Genomic DNA, 16302 nt, shown 5'->3' on the forward strand with positions numbered 1-16302 from the left:
AAGGTGGTCAGCATGCAGCCTGTGGCTTATGCGGCGATCCTGGCAGTGATCGTACCTGTGACAGTCATGACGTGGTTCGTCTTCACCGGCGACCGGGCGGGGCTCCGGAACATCCAGGCAAACCTCGGACGTGTCTCCAGGGCCAAGGGGCCGGCGCTCAGCGTCAGCGAGAAGCTGACCCTGGCCAGCCAGCGCATCATGCCGAAGGGCTACGTGGCGTGGCTGGACAGGCAGCTTGCGGGCGCTGGTCGGCCCAAGGACTGGCCGTTGGCCCGGGTCATCATGGTCAAGCCGCTGCTTGCCCTCGCGGGCGCAGTCGCCGGGTACCTGTTCTTTGTTGGAAGCCCATCGGCCCAGCGGTTCCTCATCATGGTCGGGCTGATGGCCCTCTGCTATTTCACCCCTGACCTGCTGGTACGTAACCGTGCACAGAAGCGGCGGGAAGCCATCCGCCTGGAGCTGCCGGTCGCCCTGGACCACATGCTGATCTCGGTCCAGGCAGGCCTCGGGTTCGAAGCGGCGATGGGACGCGCCGGCACGAATGGCAAAGGACCGATGGCAGAGGAGCTGATCCGCACCCTCCAGGACATCCAGGTGGGCCGGTCTCGGAAAGACGCCTACCTCGCCATGGCAGAGCGGGTTGATGTGGCCGACGTCCGCAGCTTCATCCGCGCAGTGGTCCAGGCGGACGCGTACGGCGTTGCCATTGCCGGCGTGCTGAAGGCGCAGGCCGGCGACATGCGGGTCAAGCGGAAGCAGCGCGCCGAGGAGCACGCCATGAAGATGCCGGTGAAGATGCTGTTCCCGCTGATCTTCTTCATCCTGCCCACGCTGTTCATCATGGTCCTGGGGCCGACGGTGATGAGCATCATTTCGCTGTTCACTCGGTAGGTTCTCTTTTCCCGGGTTTCTTGCCCGGCTTTATTGAATCCGTCCATTGAATGGACGACGGCGGCTCCCGGCTAAGTGCCGGAACCGCCTTTTGAGACTGGACCCCTCGGGCTTCCCCCTGCCCGAGGGGTCCTTCTACGTGTCCGCACCCGGCAAATACCCCCTCTGTTCGCGCACCAAATGCGCAGAATTAGCGCAGTATTCAGGGGATTCGCACAGCTTGGCAAGGCTTGGCGCAAGATGCTGCAAGATCGGTGTTTATCAGCCAATTGCGTTGCTAACTTTTTTACAGAGCTGGTGATGGACCAGCTTCCCAACACTCGCTCAGGAGTAAAAAATGCTTGCTTTCTTCTCTAACGCTGCTGCCAAGGTCCGTCGCGACGAAAAGGGTGCCACCGCCGTTGAATACGGCATCATGGTTGCCCTTATCGCAGTCGTCATCATTGTTGCTGTCACCCTGCTCGGCGGCAATCTCCGCGGCACGTTCGACAAAACTGCCTGCAACATCAAGGGCGGCACTTACACGGCGCCGACCGGTACGGCTACAGCTGGCACCTGCTCCGTCGCGTAGCTTCGACAGTTGCGGGACGAAGTGGGATGCCACTACGACTGCCCGCATCAACAAGTAGGACTGGGCAGTCTCCATTCACCGTACAGGAGTAAAAATGCTTGCTTTCTTCTCGAATGCCGCCAGTGTCCGTCGTGACGAAAAGGGCGCGACCGCCGTCGAATACGGCATCATGGTCGCCCTCATCGCCGTCGTCATCATCGTCGCCGTGACTCTCCTTGGCGGCAACCTGAATTCGATGTTCAACGATGTTGCGTGCAAGGTACAGGGCAAGACGTACGCTGCAGCAGTTGCGGACAATCCGGCAACGACCGGTGTTGATGAGTCGGCAGCCGCCGGCTGCAGGTAATTCGCAGCAAGTCGTCGGGCGGTAGCGCACTCGCGTTACCGCCCGAATGGTTTCATACAGGACCGGCCCGCTACTCCACGCGCACAGAAGGGTGATCAATATTGTCAAGGAATGCCGAACGCGGGGCCGTGGCCGTCGAGTTCGCGCTCCTAGTCCCAATTTTGATCATGTTGGTGCTAGGAATAATGGAGTTCGGGCGCGCTTACAACGCCCAAGTCATGCTAACGAATGCGGCCCGCGAAAGCGCACGATCAATGGCCATCAACAATAGCCAGACCACTGCGAGGTCGGCCGCAAAAAACGCGGCATCTCAGCTGGGCGCAGCCCTGGCCGACGGCAACATCACATTCAGCGCCACCGATTGCACGGTCGGTACTCAGATGACGGTCACCGTGAGCTACAACCTCAACACATTGACTGGGATCGCCGGCCCATTTGCTATGAGAGGGAAAGGAACCATGCTGTGCGGAGGCTAAGGGCTTCTTCTGACGGAGAGCGCGGCGGAATTGCGGTTATCGTCGCTTTTCTCATGGTGATGATGCTCGGTTTTGCCGCGCTTGCCATCGACGCTGCCAAGCTGTATTCAGAACGAGCGCAATTGCAGAACGGTTCCGACGCCGCCGCTCTCATGATGGCGCAGAAGTGTGCCAAGAATGACACCGATACCAACTGCTCAACAACGTCACCGCTCGCTGCTGACCTGGCAAACAAGAACGCCATCGACGGATTGAGCAACGTAAAATCCATCGCACTGGACAAGACAAACCGCACCGTGACAGTAACTGCGGGGGCCAAGGAAACTGGTGCTTCCGCGAATTCCGTATCGCTGTTTTTCGCTGGGATCCTGGGTATTCCGAGCGCCGAGGTGAACGCCAGTTCCAGTGTGAGGTGGGGCAGCCCGGTGGAGGGAACTACCATCTTTCCGCTGGCATTCTCCATCTGCCAGGTCTCAGGGATGGTTGACGGTGCCGCGCAACTGCTGCAGAATCATTCCGCTGACGCCAACGCGGACTGTCCACTAGGGCCGGCGGGGAAGACTGTGCCGGGCGGATTCGCCTGGACGGTTCAGAATTCCGGACAGTGCGGCGGCCTGGTAAATCTGGCCATCAATCAAAGTGGCAGCGACACAGGTAACGATGGCCCATCGAATTGCGACGCCGTCCTGAATAAGTGGGCCAGTGAACTCGGAGCCGGACGACCGGTCATCGTCCTGTTACCCGTCTACGACGACGCCACGGGAACGGGCTCGGGCGCCTCCTACCACCTCACCAGCTTTGTCGCCTTTAGCGTCCAGGGCTGGGCCTTCAGCGGCTCGGACAAACTGCCCATGGTCTACAACGCTTCTGCAACCTCCGGGCTGGAGTGCAAAGGCAACTGCCGGGGCATTATCGGGAAGTTTGTCAAATACGTCTCCCTCGCGGACGGCTACAAGCTGGGCCCGGTCAGTCCCAATGGCGCCACCGTCGTCGAAATGACCAGCTAGTCCTCTGCAGTAACGCAGTTCAGTGAACCAAAACCCTCAGGAGCAGTTCGTGAAGTCTCGGTTGTTGGCAGGCGCGGCAGCGGTAGTCCTCGCCCTCGTGGGCGCTATGCTGGTTATCTCCTACGCTCAGGGGGCAGACCAGCGTGCCGTCAAAAACCTCGAGCCTGTTGACGTGCTCGTCGTCAAGTCTGCGATTCCTGCCGGCACTCCCGTTGAATCCATGGCTGCTTCCCTGGTCACGGAACAGGTGCCTGCATCTGCAGTGACGGGGTCTTCGCTGAAGTCGCTGGATGCTTCCAAAGGCAAAGTCGCGGCCGTGGACCTGGTTCCCGGCGAGCAGCTCGTTACCGAGCGTCTGGTGGCTCCCGAAGACGTCAAAGTCTCAGGATCCGTACAAATTCCGGCTGGACTGCAGGAAGTTTCCTTCCAGCTCGAACCGGATCGCGTCGTCGGTGGACGGCTGGCTCCGGGTGACCACGTGGGAGTCTTCGTCAACCTGGAAAAGGGCGGACTGGATGACAAACTGGACGCCGAAACAACCAAGCTGACCGTCCGCAAAGCATTGGTCACGGCTGTTCAGCGGGCACCGGAGCCTGCAGCCACGGCGCAGCCGGCGCCGACGGCGAGCGCCGATCCAAACGCTGCCGATCCCCAGGACACTACCCTCCCGACCGGTTCTCTCATGCTAACTGTCGCTGTGAGCGACGTTGACGCTGCCAAGATCGTCTTCGCTGCCGAATACGCCAAGATGTGGCTCAGTAAGGAGCCCACCAGTGCCAAGGACAGCGGTCCGCGCATTATTCAGAGGAGTGAGGTGTACAAGTGAGCCGCTTCGTCTTGATCACTCCGAACGCGGACTTTGACGCTCGTTTACGGCAGGCTGTTGCGGGCGGTCTTCAGGGTGGCGTCCAGACCTTCCTCACCAACGTGCTGCCCGCCGGCCCCTACGACCTCTTCGCCCAGCTCAACCAGGAGCAGCCGGAGGTGCTTATCCTCGGCCCGGATGTACCGCTCGACGAAGCTCTCCGCCTGGCCACGGTGCTCGATGTCCAGGTGCCGGACCTTACCGTTCTCCTGGTCAGCGAACCCGACCCCGAACTCATCCTGCAGGCCATGCGTGCCGGAGTCCGGGACATCCTCAGCCCTTCGGCAGACCCTGCCCAGCTACGGGTACTCCTGGAACGGGCCTGCCAGTCCTTCGCCAGCCGCCACCGGATGGGACAGCCGCAACAGGCCCAGAACAATCAGGGACGCGTAATTGGCGTCTTCTCGCCCAAGGGTGGAGTCGGCAAAACCACAATCGCTACCAACCTCGCAGTAGGACTGGGGAGGGTCGCACCGATGAGCGTGGTGGTGGTGGACCTCGACCTGCAGTTCGGCGACGTGGCATCCGGACTCTACCTCGATCCGGAGCACACGGTGACCGACGCCGTCTCTCCTGCCGCCAGCCAGGACACCTTGGTACTCAAGGCGTTCCTCACAGTGCACCCATCGAGCATCTACGCCCTGTGCGCACCGGATAACCCGGTCGAAGCCGACCATATCGCACCTGAACAGGTCACTCGCCTGTTGGAGCAGCTGGCTGAGGAATTCCAATACGTTGTTGTGGACACCGCCCCCGGATTGCCCGAGATAGGACTTGCTGCCATGGAAGCCTGCACCGACGTGGTCTGGGTCAGCGCCATGGACATCCCCAGCGTGCGTGGCCTGCGCTCTGGTTTGGACATTCTCCGCCAGCTCGACATCCTGCCCGATGGAAGGCACGTGGTCTTAAACATGGCAGACGCCAAATGCGGTCTCTCCGTTCAGGATATTGAATCGACCATCGGCGCGCCCGTGGACGTCAGTGTTCCACGCTCCCGTGCGGTTGCTTTTTCCACCAACCGTGGCGTTCCGGTCCTGCAGGAAGGTAAAAAGGATCCCGCAGTCAAAGGACTCAATCAGCTTGTAGAGCGATTCAGCCCGCATGGTCAGGCGAGGAGCCAGCGGAAAAGCCACCGACGGGTTGTGGTTTAGGTGAAGCTGTCCGAACGTATCCAGGCGGCCCAGGCAAAGTCAGAGCCTGCTGCCATCCAAGCACGGGCGGCGGCCCCGGTTGCCACTTCCTCCCCGCGCACTGGCGTGACAGACTTGCAGCCAAGGATCGAGACGAAGGTGACTGCGGCAAACGCCCAGCCGCTGGCAGCTGCACCGTCAGTCCGTTCTGAGTCCGTCCAGCCAATGCCGGCGCGGCAGGCGCCGGCAGCACAGCCTCTCCCCCCGGCGGCTGCGCAAAGGGAAGTCCATAAGCCCAGGCCCCAGCAGCCGGTGGACGTATTTGCTGCCCTGAAACAGCGTGCCGCGACCGCATTGTTCGAGCGGATGGGAGCCCGGTTTAACGACTCCGCCATTACCGAGAACGAGCTGCGCAGCACGGCGCGTGAAGAGCTCATCCGCATCATCGACGCCGAGCAGGTGCCGCTGACCCCAGACGAGCGGACGCGCCTGGTGGCAGACGTTGCTGATGACGTGCTCGGCTACGGCCCGCTGCAGCGCCTACTTGACGATCCCGCCGTCACCGAAATCATGGTGAACCGGATGGACCAGATCTATGTAGAACGCAAGGGGCAGCTGACTCTGACGGAGTCGCGTTTCAGCTCGGAAGAGCACCTGCGCAAGGTCATCGAACGCATCGTGTCCAAGGTGGGCCGGCGCATCGATGAGTCCTCACCGCTGGTCGATGCGCGTCTGGAAGACGGTTCCCGTGTTAACGCTGTGATCCCGCCGCTTGCTGTCGGCGGTTCCTCGCTGACAATCCGTAAGTTCAGCAAGGTGCCCCTTACCGTGCAGAACCTCATCGATTTTGGAACCCTCACCCCGGAGATGGCCGAGCTGCTCAACGCGTGCGTCAAAGCCAAGCTCAACATCATCGTGTCCGGCGGTACGGGTACTGGCAAGACAACCCTCCTCAATGTCCTTTCCTCATTCCTTCCGTCCGACGAGCGCATCGTGACCATCGAGGACGCTGTGGAGCTCCAGATCCAGCAGGAACACGTGGTCCGGCTGGAAAGCCGCCCGCCCAACACGGAGGGCAAAGGTGAAGTCACCATCCGCGAATTGCTCCGCAACTCCCTGCGTATGCGTCCGGACCGGATTGTGGTGGGCGAGGTCCGTGGCGGGGAATCCCTGGACATGCTGCAGGCCATGAACACCGGCCACGACGGCTCGCTGTCCACAGTCCACTCCAATTCGCCCCGTGATGCCATCGCCCGTCTGGAGACCCTGGTCCTCATGGCGGGCATGGACCTGCCGTTGCGGGCCATCCGCGAGCAGATCGCCTCTGCCGTGAACCTCATCGTCCAGATCTCGCGTCTCCGGGATGGCACCCGGCGCATCACTCATGTGACGGAGGTACAGGGCATGGAGGGCGACATCGTCACCCTCCAGGATGCCTTCGTCTTCGACTACTCCGCAGGAGTCGACCAGCACGGAAGGTTCCTCGGCAAGCCTGTCCCGACCGGCATCCGCCCGCGATTTATCGACCGGTTCGAGGACCTTGGAATACACGTTTCAGCCGGCGTCTTCGGGGCGCCCGTGGTCCCTTCGGAAAGGCACTGACTCATGATTGTGACACTCGGCGTTGTCCTCGTGGTTACCTCGGTGGCACTGGGCGGAGTTGCCGTACTGATCCCGCGCACGCCCACGGTGCCACTGGACCGGCGTCGTCCTTTCCGTACGGAAGCCGACTCCCAACTCACCCGCTTCGCCGGCAATGCAGTCGGCTCCATCGACCGCGTGCTTGCCAAGAGGAATGTCCGTTACTTCAACCGCGAGAACCTGGAGAACGCCGGTCTCCGGCTCAGCCAGGCGGAGTTCATCCTCCTTATCCTGGTGGGTGCCTTCGTCGGTGCCCTCATCGGGCTCGTCGTCGCTGGGCCGCTGCTGGCGTTCCTGCTGGTCGTGGCGGCCCCTTTCGTGGGACACCTGGTGCTGGGCTTCCTGGCCGGCAAGAGGCGGGCCAGGTTCGATGAGCAGCTGGGCGATACCCTGCAATTGCTGTCCGGCAGCCTCCGGGCGGGTCACAGCATCCTGCGCGCCATCGACGCCGCCGCCAACGAATCCCAAGCCCCGACGTCGGAAGAAATGCGCCGCATCGTCTCGGAGACCAGCCTGGGACGAGACCTGCTCGTGTCGCTCAACGACACCGCCGACCGCATGAAGAACGAGGACTTCATCTGGATCTCCCAGGCCATCCAAATCAACCGCGAGGTAGGCGGAAACTTGGCGGAGGTGCTCGACCAAGTGAACGAGACCATCCGCGAGCGCAGCGAGATCAAGGGCCACATCAAGTCATTGGCGGCCGAAGGCAAGTTCTCCGCCTATATCCTCATGGCATTGCCCGTCGGAATCGTCGTCATGCTGATGCTGGTCAATCCCGGCTACATGGACAAGATGGTCACCAACCCGCTGGGCTGGATCATGATCGTGGCCTCCATCATCATGATGACGATCGGTGGTCTGTGGATGCGCAAAATCGTCAACCTGAAGTTCTGAGGTGGCCATGAATCCCCTGATCATACTCGCGCTGCTCCTGATCTGCCTCCCGCTCGCCTACCTGGCCTGGTCCTTCCTCTCCGTTGACCGGAAAGGGGCGGCGAACGCCCGTGTGCTCCTCTCCCGGGGCATCCACCGGGCTGAGGCGGAGAAGAAACCCAACAACGGTGTGGTCGAGAAAATCGGCTATCGGCTGACCCCTGCCGCCTACGTCGCAAAGCTCGACAGGCTGCTTTCCCTGGCCGGCCGCCCGGCGTCCATGCCGCTTGGCAGGCTACTGGCAGCGAAACCGGCGCTGGGTCTGATCGGTGGTCTCCTTGGGCTATACATCAGCTCCATCGGGACGACGCCGATCATGAAGCTAGTGGGCATCTTTGTCCTCTTCCTGGGCTACTTCGTCCCGGACCTGATGCTCTACAGCAAGGGTCAGGAGCGGCAGAAGGCCATGCAGCTTGAGCTTGCCAACACCCTGGACCAGATGCTGATCTCCGTCGAGGCGGGTCTCGGTTTCGAGGGCGCCATGTCCCGTGCCGGCGAGAACGGCAAAGGACCGCTCGCGGAAGAACTGGTCCGCACACTGCAGGACATGCAGGTGGGCCGGAGCCGCCGCGAGTCCTACCTCGCGCTGGCTGAGCGGACCAACATCCCGGAACTGCGTAGCTTTGTGCAGGCCGTGGTGCAGGCGGACACGTACGGCATTGCCATCAGCCGCGTCCTGCGCGTGCAGGCCAAGGTGATGCGCGTGAAGCGCCGCCAGCGTGCCGAGGAAAAAGCGATGAAGCTGCCGGTAATGATCCTGTTTCCGCTGCTGTTCTTCATCTTTCCGGTCCTCTTCATTGCCATCCTGGGCCCTGCAGTCATCAACACCATCGAGACCTTCGCCAACCAGTAAGGTGGGGACTTCCGCAGGTTTCTCCCCACCACAAGGTACCCGCAGGGTTTCCACAGGATCCAAGTTCGATCAGGGTTTTCCCAACCTCAGAAAGTAGCCTTAAGTCATGTCCATTTCAGGTTCCGGAGCAGCCGACAGCAGCGCCAACGGCGTCTGCGTCCCGGTGTCCGGCCGCCTCAGTGGCATGGCTCACAACGAATCGGAGAGTGCCACTTTGCCCGTTTTGGACCTGGATGTCCTTCACGACCTCGAAGAAGACATGGGCAGCACCGGCGTGGCGCACAACTTCGCCCGGGACTACATCAAGATCTGGGACAAGCGCCGGACCTATCTTGAAGCCTCCGTTGAAGAAGACGACGCAGAAGCAGCCATGGACGCCGTCCTCAGCCTGAAAAACTCAGCATTGATGGTGGGCGCCGCACGGCTGGCCAAGCTGGCCGTGGACCTGGAGCGGCTGGTCAAGCGCGGTGACCTGTCAGCTGCACGGGAGCTGCTCCCATGCGTGGCGCTCACGGGCGAAGAGACCGTCAGCGGCCTGAAGCTGGGTTACCTCCCGCCGGAGGTCTAAGCAGCTGCCGAACGTCTGAACAGCCCGGCGAAGGCGTAACCTACTCCGCCCGCTTCGGCGCCAGCCGATAGCCGACCCCGCGGACCGTGACCAGCCACCGGGGATCCTGCGGGTCCTCGCGGAGCTTGCGGCGCAGGTTGCCGATGTGCACCTCGACCGCGCGTTCGTCGGCTTCGCTGATGTAGGTGTCCTCGCCGTAGTACTCGCCCCGCACTACGCGCACCAGGTCGGCCCGGGTGCGGACCGCGCCGGTTCCCTTCAGAAGCTCGTGCAGCAGGTCGAATTCGCTCCGGGTCAGGCCCAGGGGCGTGCCACGGAGCGCGACGGTCCTGGTCTCGGTATCCAGTGCCAGGCCGTTGTGCTGCAACACTTTTCCACGGCGCGACCCGGCGGAACCGGAAGGACCGCCGGACCCGGAGTCCGCGACAGAGGAGGCGGTGGCCTCACCGGACGAAACCCTGGGCCGGCGCATCATGGCCGAGATCCGTGCCCGTAGCTCGCGCGGCCGGAAGGGCTTGACGATGTAGTCGTCCGCGCCGCCCTGCAACGCAGTGATCGTGTCCAGCTCTTCGCCCCGGCCGGTCAGCATTACCACGTAGGCATCGCTGAACTGCCGGATGCGGCGCAGGACCTCGAAGCCGTCGATGTCCGGCAGACCGACGTCGAGAGTTATTACGTTTGCCTGGCGCTGCCTCGCCACATCAACCCCGTCACGGCCGGTCCCTGCTGAATGCACTTCAAAACCAGCCTGCTGCAGAACCGCGTCGAGAAGATTCCGAACGTCAACATCATCCTCGATGACCACGGCAACACCAAGATCGCCCACCACAACCCCATATCCAGGTAAAACCACCGCACAGCCCAGCGCAATGCGGTAAGCGTTACCAGATTACCTACGCTACAACGTAGAGAGGCCGAAAGACCGAAAATTGCAGATATCTTTTAGACCCATACCGCGCAGTACTGCCGTCCCCTCCAATTGCCGAAGAATAGCTGTGCATAATGGGCTTCATGTCTTCGTTTAACTACGAGCGGTCCCGGAATTCGGCAGTGCAGGGCGATTACTGGACGCAGTCGCATTGGGTGAGCAGGTGCTGGTCCACAGCACGGACCGATTCTTCAGGCGGTTGCAGCCGCGCGTCCAGGTGGCACTCTGCCAGCTCCCGGTAACAGTCTTGCTCGCTGTGCTGGCGATCGCCGCCCCAGCAGTATGGCCCACGCTCATCGAGAGTGGTGTTTTTATCGCCTCCATCATCCTGATGGTAGCGCTGTTTCTCGCTTGCTTTCTTGTTCCCTGGGAACGGCTGCCTGCCAACGCCTATCTGGTAATTCCGATACTCGACCTGGTGCTGATCGGGCTCGCCCGTAACGGTGCCGTTCCTGCCGTTGCCGGGCTGGGAGTTCTGGCGATATTCCCGGTGATCTGGCTTTCCAGCTCCGAAGCCTACCCGCGAACCACCGTATTCCTGAGCTTTTTCGGCACGCTCCTGATCAGCCTTCCATCGCTGGTGCAAAAGTTCCCCAGGATTTCACCTTCGGACATTGCCACTACGATCCTGTTGCCGCTAATGATGCTGGCGATCTCACTGGCGATCAGGTTCGCCAGCGCCAACGTGCGGCTCCAGCGCCGGAGGTTGGAGGAGAAGGACGCCGAACTCCGCGAACTTCTCGTGGAAAGCAGGAACCGTGAACGGCTGCTCAAGACCATTTTGGACACCACGGACGTAGGCATTGTGGCCGTGGATGTCGAGGGCCAGAAAGTGCTGGTTAACGACCAGCAGAAAACGTTCAGGCAGGCGGCAGCCCCCGCCGGCACGGAGCAGCCGCTGGAGGCCCAGCAGCTCATGTTCGGCCAGGACCGGGTAACCCCGCTTCCGCTGGACAAGCGCCCCATCCGCCGCGCCGTTGCCGGTGAGACTTTCGCCGACTACCTGGTGTGGCTGGGCGAGGGATCCACGCAAAGGGCGGTCTCTACCGCCGCGCGGATCATCAAGAACGACGACGGCGGGTTCAGCGGAGCGGTCATCGTCTACAGTGACGTCACGGGTCTCGTAGAAGCTCTGTCTGCCAAGGAAGAGCTGATCTCCAACGTCTCCCACGAATTCCGCAGTCCGCTGATGTCGGTGCTCGGCAATGTCGATCTGGTGCTGGATGAAGCGGACGGCCTGTCCGCTGACTCCGTGCACCGGCTGGAAGTGGTGCAGCGTAACGCCGAGCGGCTGCTGTCCCTCGTCTCCGAGCTTCTTGTGTCGGCGTCCGCCGTCCTGGCTGTGCATCCCCGCCGGACGGACCTCGCAGGCTTGATCGAGAACAGCATCGGCTCCGTCCAGGCCCAGGCCGACGCCAGCAACGTCTCCCTCACCACCGACGTACCGGCGCCCCTCTGGGCGCACGCCGACCCGCTCCGCATCGGCCAGGCCCTGGACAACCTGGTGTCCAACGCCATCAAATACTCTCCCGACGGCGGCAAGGTCACCGTGAGTGCCCGGCGCAGTGACTCCTGGGTGCAGCTGAAGGTCCAGGACACGGGCATGGGCATTAGCGAAGAGGAAACATCACGCGTCTTCACCCGGTTCTTCCGCAGCCAGGCCGCACGCCAGGCGGCCATTCCCGGTGTCGGGCTGGGCCTGTCCATCACCAAGACCATCGTGGAGCGGCACGGCGGTTCCATCTCCTGTGACAGCAAGCCCGGTGCAGGCACCACCTTCACGCTCACACTGCCGGCCGAGGGAACCCCCGGATCCTGACGCGAGTTTAAGTCAGATCCGTTTTCCCCAACGACCCGGTTTTCCACAACGACCGGTTTTCCACAACGACCCGAGGCAGCGTCGTTTTTGTCACAGGCCGGTGTCATTCTGTGGGTATGGATAGCGCGGCAGTTGTGAAGACGTTGGAGGCCATCGGTGCCTCCTCTCTTTCACTCGCTGCTGAGTTTCGCCGGGCGGCTGATCCGGGCACGGCGGACGCGGACCCGCAGCCGGATGGCGCAGATCCACTGCGGGATCAGGCGGATGCGTGCCTGGACGGGCTGGCCGAGGTGGCTGGGATGGAGGCCCGGCTGGCGGCCGTGAAGGTGCACCTCGCTGCCGGTTTCGCTGAGGCGGAGGAGGCCATGACCCCGCCTGACGCGTCCGTGCAGGACCGTGCCGCCCGGCGGATGTCCGTGACCGCGGAGGTTGCTGGCGCCCTGACTGTGAGCGAGGGGTCGGCGGCTCGGCTTCTGTCCGAATCCGCGAAGGTGAGCACGGACCTGCCGTTGACGCTGGCCGCCCTTCAGGCGGGGACTGTGTCGTGGCAGCACGCGCGGGTGATGTGCGACGAAACCGACGGGCTGGATCCGGCGGCCGCCGCGGCGTTGGAGGCGCATTTCCTGGACCCGCACGCTCCCAACCCGGCGCGGGGGTTCCCGGCCGGGGATCTGACACCGGGCAGGTTCCGGGCCAAGGCACGGTATTGGCGGGAACGGCACCACCCGGTCAGCATCGAGGCCCGCCACACCAAGAGTGCGAAGGACCGGCGGCTGGAGTACGTCCCGGACCGGGACGGCATGGCCTGGCTCTCGGCGTATCTGCCCGCGGACCAGGCGGCCGGGATCTGGGACCGTACCACCGCCGCCGCCCGGACCCTGCAGGGCCCGGCCGAGTCACGGACCCTGACCCAGTTGCGGGCCGATGTCGCCGCCGCCTGGCTGCTGGGCGGGATGGCCGAAGGAATCCCGTCCCCGGCGGCGCAGGTCCTGGTCACCGTCCCGGTATTTTCGCTGCTCGGTGCCGGCACCGAACCTGCCACGCTGGACGGATACGGGCCGATCCCGCCGTCCATGGCCCGCCGGCTCGTTGCCGACGGGGCGACGTCATTTCTGCGGGTCCTGACCGACCCGCGGGACGGCGCGCCGCTGGAGATCGGACGCACCAGCTACCGGCTGACGAAGCCGATGCGCCAATGGCTGCACCTCAGGGACGCGCGCTGCACGTTCCCCAACTGCAACAATCACTCCCTGGACAACGACGCCGACCACATCCTGGCCTGGGCCGACGGCGGGACCACCGGCATCACCAACCTCGGCCAGCCATGCCCCAGACACCACCGCCTGAAACACAACACGGCGTGGAGACCGGTGGGAGCCACTCGGGACGCACCACCGGGCTGGATCTCACCCACCGGACGCTGCTACGCGAGCGAACAACAGGACTGGGAACCAACATACTGGCCAGAAGGGCGGTCCTTGGCGGATCGGCAAGGACCGCCTGACTTGCCCGGACCACCGGAATGGCCGGACTTCCCCGATGCCTTCCTCGAGCCCGAGACCCATGAGCCTCCGGCCTGGCCTGAGCCGTCCGACACCCCAGGACCACCAGACTGCTCTGAACCGCCAGATTGGACAGACAGCCCGGACGGTTCTAAAGACGACAGCGGCCCCGACGCCCTCAACGACCCGGAACCACCACTGCCTATGGATCCTTGGCCCTACTGGGCATCATCATCCACGGCAGCGTAAAAGGCGCGCCAACCTGGTGACGCGCTAATCCAGCGGCAAGTTCACCGTGACGCAGGTTCCCCGCGGAGGGAGCCGACTCGATTGTCATCCGGCCGCCGGCAGAACTGACGGCCAGTCGCATGAGACGCAGCCCCATGCCCGAGCGCCTGCCGTGGGTGGCGGCTTCAACGTCGAAGCCGTTGCCGTCATCGGTCACTCGGAGCTGGACAGCATGGTTGTCGCCGGAGCGGCAGACGCAGCAGAGCCGGACTGTCACGGAGGACGCGTCGGCATATTTATGGATGTTGCTCAGGAGCTCTTGCGCCGCCCGGTAAAGCAGCGTGGCGGACTTCCTATCTACTTCCATTCCATGGTGGGGCGCCTCCAGGTGCACAGTGATCCCGCGCTCGCGCAGCGGGAGGGCCAAACGGTCAATCGCCCCCGCGACGCCTAGCGCATAGAAATCAACCGGATGCGTATCGGTGAGAACGCCACGGACTGCGACGACGTCGTCGCTTGTTAGTGATTTCATGTTCCAACTGTGCGCCTGGCGCCTTGTTATTTTCTTGTAACTTTCCGGTGTGTCCCCCGTTTGAAGGGGCGCACCGAAGGCGTGCGCAGCTTCCCCTACGCGAGTGTGTAGCCGGACCCGCGAACCGTCTTGAGCCAGCGCGGTTTCCTTGCGTCGTCCCCCAGCTTCCGGCGCAGGTTGCCGATGTGGGTCTCGATGATTCGGCCGGGGTCCCGCGTCCCGATTACGGCGACTTCCGGGTTACCTGTTTCCCGCTTCACGAGGCCCAGAAGTCCGACGAGTTCCGCCTTGGTGACCACGCCCCTGCCGCGCTGCAACAGGATGTGCAGCAGGTCGAACTCGGTCCGCGTCAGCTGCAGCGCGCGCCCTCCGAGGGTAGCCGCCCGCGTTGCGCAGTCGAGCTCCAGCCCCTTGTGCTCGTAGCTGCGCTCGTAGCCCCGGGCGGGTGCACGGCCATTTGCTGCAACACGCTGGACGGCCGCAAGCCCCTGGGCAGGGTCAGGTGCCTGCACAGGCTTCGCCGTGGCCGCGGTCCGCAGCCGAGGCGACACCAGCGGGGGTTCCCGCGGCGTCACGATCGGCGGGACCGTCAGCTGCCGTGGCCTTCGCAGCATGCCGTCAACGCGGGCCCGGAGCTCCCGCGGCCGGATGGGCTTGACCATGTAGTCGTCTGCCCCGGCGTCGAACCCCTTCAGGGTTGTCCGGAGGTCATTCCGCGCGGTGATGATCAGGATGTACGTGTGGCTGAACTCGCGGATGCGCCGTAGCACGTCGTAGCCGTCGGTGTCCGGAAGCACCAGGTCCAGCGTGACAGTGTCCGGCCGCTTGGCACGCACCAGCGCCACCCCGGATTCGCCAGTGGCAGCGCAGTGCACCTCGAATCCGGCTTCCCCGAGCGTTGCCCGCAACAAGGACCGGACTTCCTCATCCCTGTCGATGACGACAACGATGCGACGATCATTCATCCCTTACCCCCTGTAAGGACCGCATGACTAAAGACTGCGTCTCAGCCTACTAGCCGTGCACCCGGAAACGAGGCACGACCCCGCCGGCTACCGAAGCCCCATTGTGCGCGCGAACGCATGCAACACTGGCAATGCCCACCCGAGAATCGCCCTCTTCACGTCCGAGAGGGTGATCATCCGCTCCACAACACCGGCTGCGCCGGAAGCATGAAGAAGCCCGTGGACGGATATACCAGAACCCAAGTAGCCCGCAGCGTGCATCCAAACCACCGCGCCCAAGGCCACGGGAGTGCCTGTAGCCCGCATGCTTGAATGCACTTCGTGCAGGCCATGCACGGCCGCTGTACAGTCCGAACAGGTCCGACGATGCAGGTTCACCCTAAGAATCTCTCGGCGTGAGGCCGTGTCCATCACCATACGGGCGAGGATCGGCAGATACTTCCGGCATTGTTCGCTGGCTGCGCTCCCGATATATTCAACAAGGTAGGCTTCGCGCAGCCCCCGGCGCGCCCTCCGCAATAGCGCAGAAACCGCGTTAGCCTCGATTTCCAGGATCGGCGCCAGCTGCCGCGGCCGGAGCCCAACCACATCCACGTGCCAGAGGACCTGCTGCCATCGCGGCGGAAGCGTGGAGAAGGCCCGCGCCGCCATTTCACGCTCAGCCGTCCCGTCGACATGGGCATATCCGCCGTCTTCGGCAGAAGTTTCGGGGAGGTGCTCCACGGCGTATTCGTAGCTGCGCCTGCGCCAGTGATCCGCCGCGCTGGTGCGGATGGCACGGTAAAAGTAAGGACGAAAGGGACCTGTGGGCCCCTTTCCGCACCGTATAGCGGACAGGACTTTGAGGAAGGCATGCGCCGCCAGATCTTCAGCGTCGTTATGGTTCCTGGTAAGGCTGTAGGCAAAGGCAACGCCGGCATCCCAATGTTTCAGGTGGAGCACCGTCATTGCATGTGGGTCCGCCGCAGCGCTAGCTCGGACAATTCCGGCCTCCCCGTCGGGGTCTTGCCCGGGAGTGAAGGACGTGACATCCGCATCGGAGTG

General features: G+C 63.2%; 17 protein-coding genes. 13 read left to right on the forward strand and 4 right to left on the reverse strand.

The window, feature by feature from the left end; all coding sequences use genetic code 11:
- Nucleotides 1–12: 12 nt before the first annotated feature.
- The 11 genes from QF036_RS18710 (at nt 13) to QF036_RS18760 (ending at nt 9284) form a co-directional block, all read left to right on the forward strand.
- Nucleotides 13–891 (forward strand): type II secretion system F family protein, encoded by an 879-nt coding sequence (locus QF036_RS18710; RefSeq protein WP_307104273.1) that lies wholly within the window; start codon nt 13–15, stop codon nt 889–891.
- A gap of 337 nt (nt 892–1228) precedes the next feature.
- A complete protein-coding gene (locus QF036_RS18715; protein WP_307104276.1) occupies nt 1229–1462 on the forward strand; it encodes a Flp family type IVb pilin in 234 nt (77 codons plus the stop codon).
- A 94-nt stretch (nt 1463–1556) separates the two neighbouring features.
- Complete coding sequence (locus tag QF036_RS18720) at nt 1557–1808, forward strand: Flp family type IVb pilin (RefSeq protein ID WP_307104277.1); 252 nt, start codon at nt 1557–1559, stop codon at nt 1806–1808.
- A 128-nt stretch (nt 1809–1936) separates the two neighbouring features.
- Entirely contained in the window at nt 1937–2284 is a 348-nt protein-coding gene (locus QF036_RS18725; RefSeq protein ID WP_307104279.1) for a TadE/TadG family type IV pilus assembly protein, read from the forward strand.
- Nucleotides 2272–3291 carry a pilus assembly protein TadG-related protein gene (locus QF036_RS18730; protein ID WP_307104281.1) on the forward strand — a complete coding sequence of 340 codons (1020 nt, stop codon included), beginning with the start codon at nt 2272–2274 and terminating at the stop codon, nt 3289–3291. The genes QF036_RS18725 and QF036_RS18730 overlap by 13 nt, the downstream gene beginning before the upstream one ends.
- A 49-nt stretch (nt 3292–3340) precedes the next feature.
- Nucleotides 3341–4117 (forward strand): Flp pilus assembly protein CpaB, encoded by a 777-nt coding sequence (gene cpaB / locus QF036_RS18735; RefSeq protein ID WP_307104283.1) that lies wholly within the window; start codon nt 3341–3343, stop codon nt 4115–4117.
- A complete protein-coding gene (locus QF036_RS18740; RefSeq protein WP_307104284.1) occupies nt 4114–5307 on the forward strand; it encodes an AAA family ATPase in 1194 nt (397 codons plus the stop codon). The genes cpaB and QF036_RS18740 overlap by 4 nt, the downstream gene beginning before the upstream one ends.
- A complete protein-coding gene (locus tag QF036_RS18745) occupies nt 5308–6888 on the forward strand; it encodes a CpaF family protein (protein ID WP_307104286.1) in 1581 nt (526 codons plus the stop codon).
- A gap of 3 nt (nt 6889–6891) precedes the next feature.
- Complete coding sequence (locus QF036_RS18750) at nt 6892–7824, forward strand: type II secretion system F family protein (RefSeq protein WP_307104288.1); 933 nt, start codon at nt 6892–6894, stop codon at nt 7822–7824.
- A gap of 7 nt (nt 7825–7831) precedes the next feature.
- Nucleotides 7832–8716, forward strand: coding sequence for a type II secretion system F family protein (locus QF036_RS18755; protein WP_307104290.1), 885 nt, complete (start codon nt 7832–7834; stop codon nt 8714–8716).
- A 106-nt stretch (nt 8717–8822) separates the two neighbouring features.
- On the forward strand, nt 8823–9284 hold the full coding sequence (locus QF036_RS18760; RefSeq protein ID WP_307104292.1) for an Hpt domain-containing protein: 462 nt from the start codon (nt 8823–8825) through the stop codon (nt 9282–9284).
- 40 nt (nt 9285–9324) lie between these two features.
- Here QF036_RS18760 and QF036_RS18765 read toward each other — a convergent pair whose 3' ends face one another.
- The gene (locus tag QF036_RS18765; protein WP_307106002.1) at nt 9325–10041 is read right to left on the reverse strand and encodes a response regulator transcription factor; all 717 of its coding nucleotides are present in this window, start codon (nt 10039–10041) and stop codon (nt 9325–9327) included.
- Nucleotides 10042–10363: 322 nt separating this feature from the next.
- Between QF036_RS18765 and QF036_RS18770 the strand changes: the two genes are divergently transcribed.
- A complete protein-coding gene (locus QF036_RS18770) occupies nt 10364–12031 on the forward strand; it encodes a sensor histidine kinase (RefSeq protein WP_307104294.1) in 1668 nt (555 codons plus the stop codon).
- 116 nt (nt 12032–12147) lie between these two features.
- Nucleotides 12148–13782 carry a DUF222 domain-containing protein gene (locus tag QF036_RS18775; protein ID WP_307104296.1) on the forward strand — a complete coding sequence of 545 codons (1635 nt, stop codon included), beginning with the start codon at nt 12148–12150 and terminating at the stop codon, nt 13780–13782.
- On the opposite strand, the gene QF036_RS18780 is transcribed toward QF036_RS18775, so the two are convergent.
- From QF036_RS18780 to QF036_RS18790, 3 genes are all read right to left on the reverse strand, one after another.
- Nucleotides 13736–14293, reverse strand: a complete 558-nt coding sequence (locus tag QF036_RS18780) for a sensor histidine kinase (protein ID WP_307104298.1) — start codon at nt 14291–14293, stop codon at nt 13736–13738. The two genes, QF036_RS18775 and QF036_RS18780, sit on opposite strands and share 47 nt — an antisense overlap.
- A gap of 95 nt (nt 14294–14388) precedes the next feature.
- Nucleotides 14389–15258 carry a response regulator transcription factor gene (locus QF036_RS18785; RefSeq protein ID WP_307104299.1) on the reverse strand — a complete coding sequence of 290 codons (870 nt, stop codon included), beginning with the start codon at nt 15256–15258 and terminating at the stop codon, nt 14389–14391.
- An 87-nt stretch (nt 15259–15345) separates the two neighbouring features.
- Nucleotides 15346–16206, reverse strand: coding sequence for a sigma-70 family RNA polymerase sigma factor (locus QF036_RS18790; protein ID WP_307104301.1), 861 nt, complete (start codon nt 16204–16206; stop codon nt 15346–15348).
- Nucleotides 16207–16302: the final 96 nt, after the last annotated feature.

Source organism: Arthrobacter globiformis, assembly GCF_030817195.1.
GTDB classification, from domain to species: Bacteria; Actinomycetota; Actinomycetes; order Actinomycetales; family Micrococcaceae; genus Arthrobacter; species Arthrobacter globiformis_D.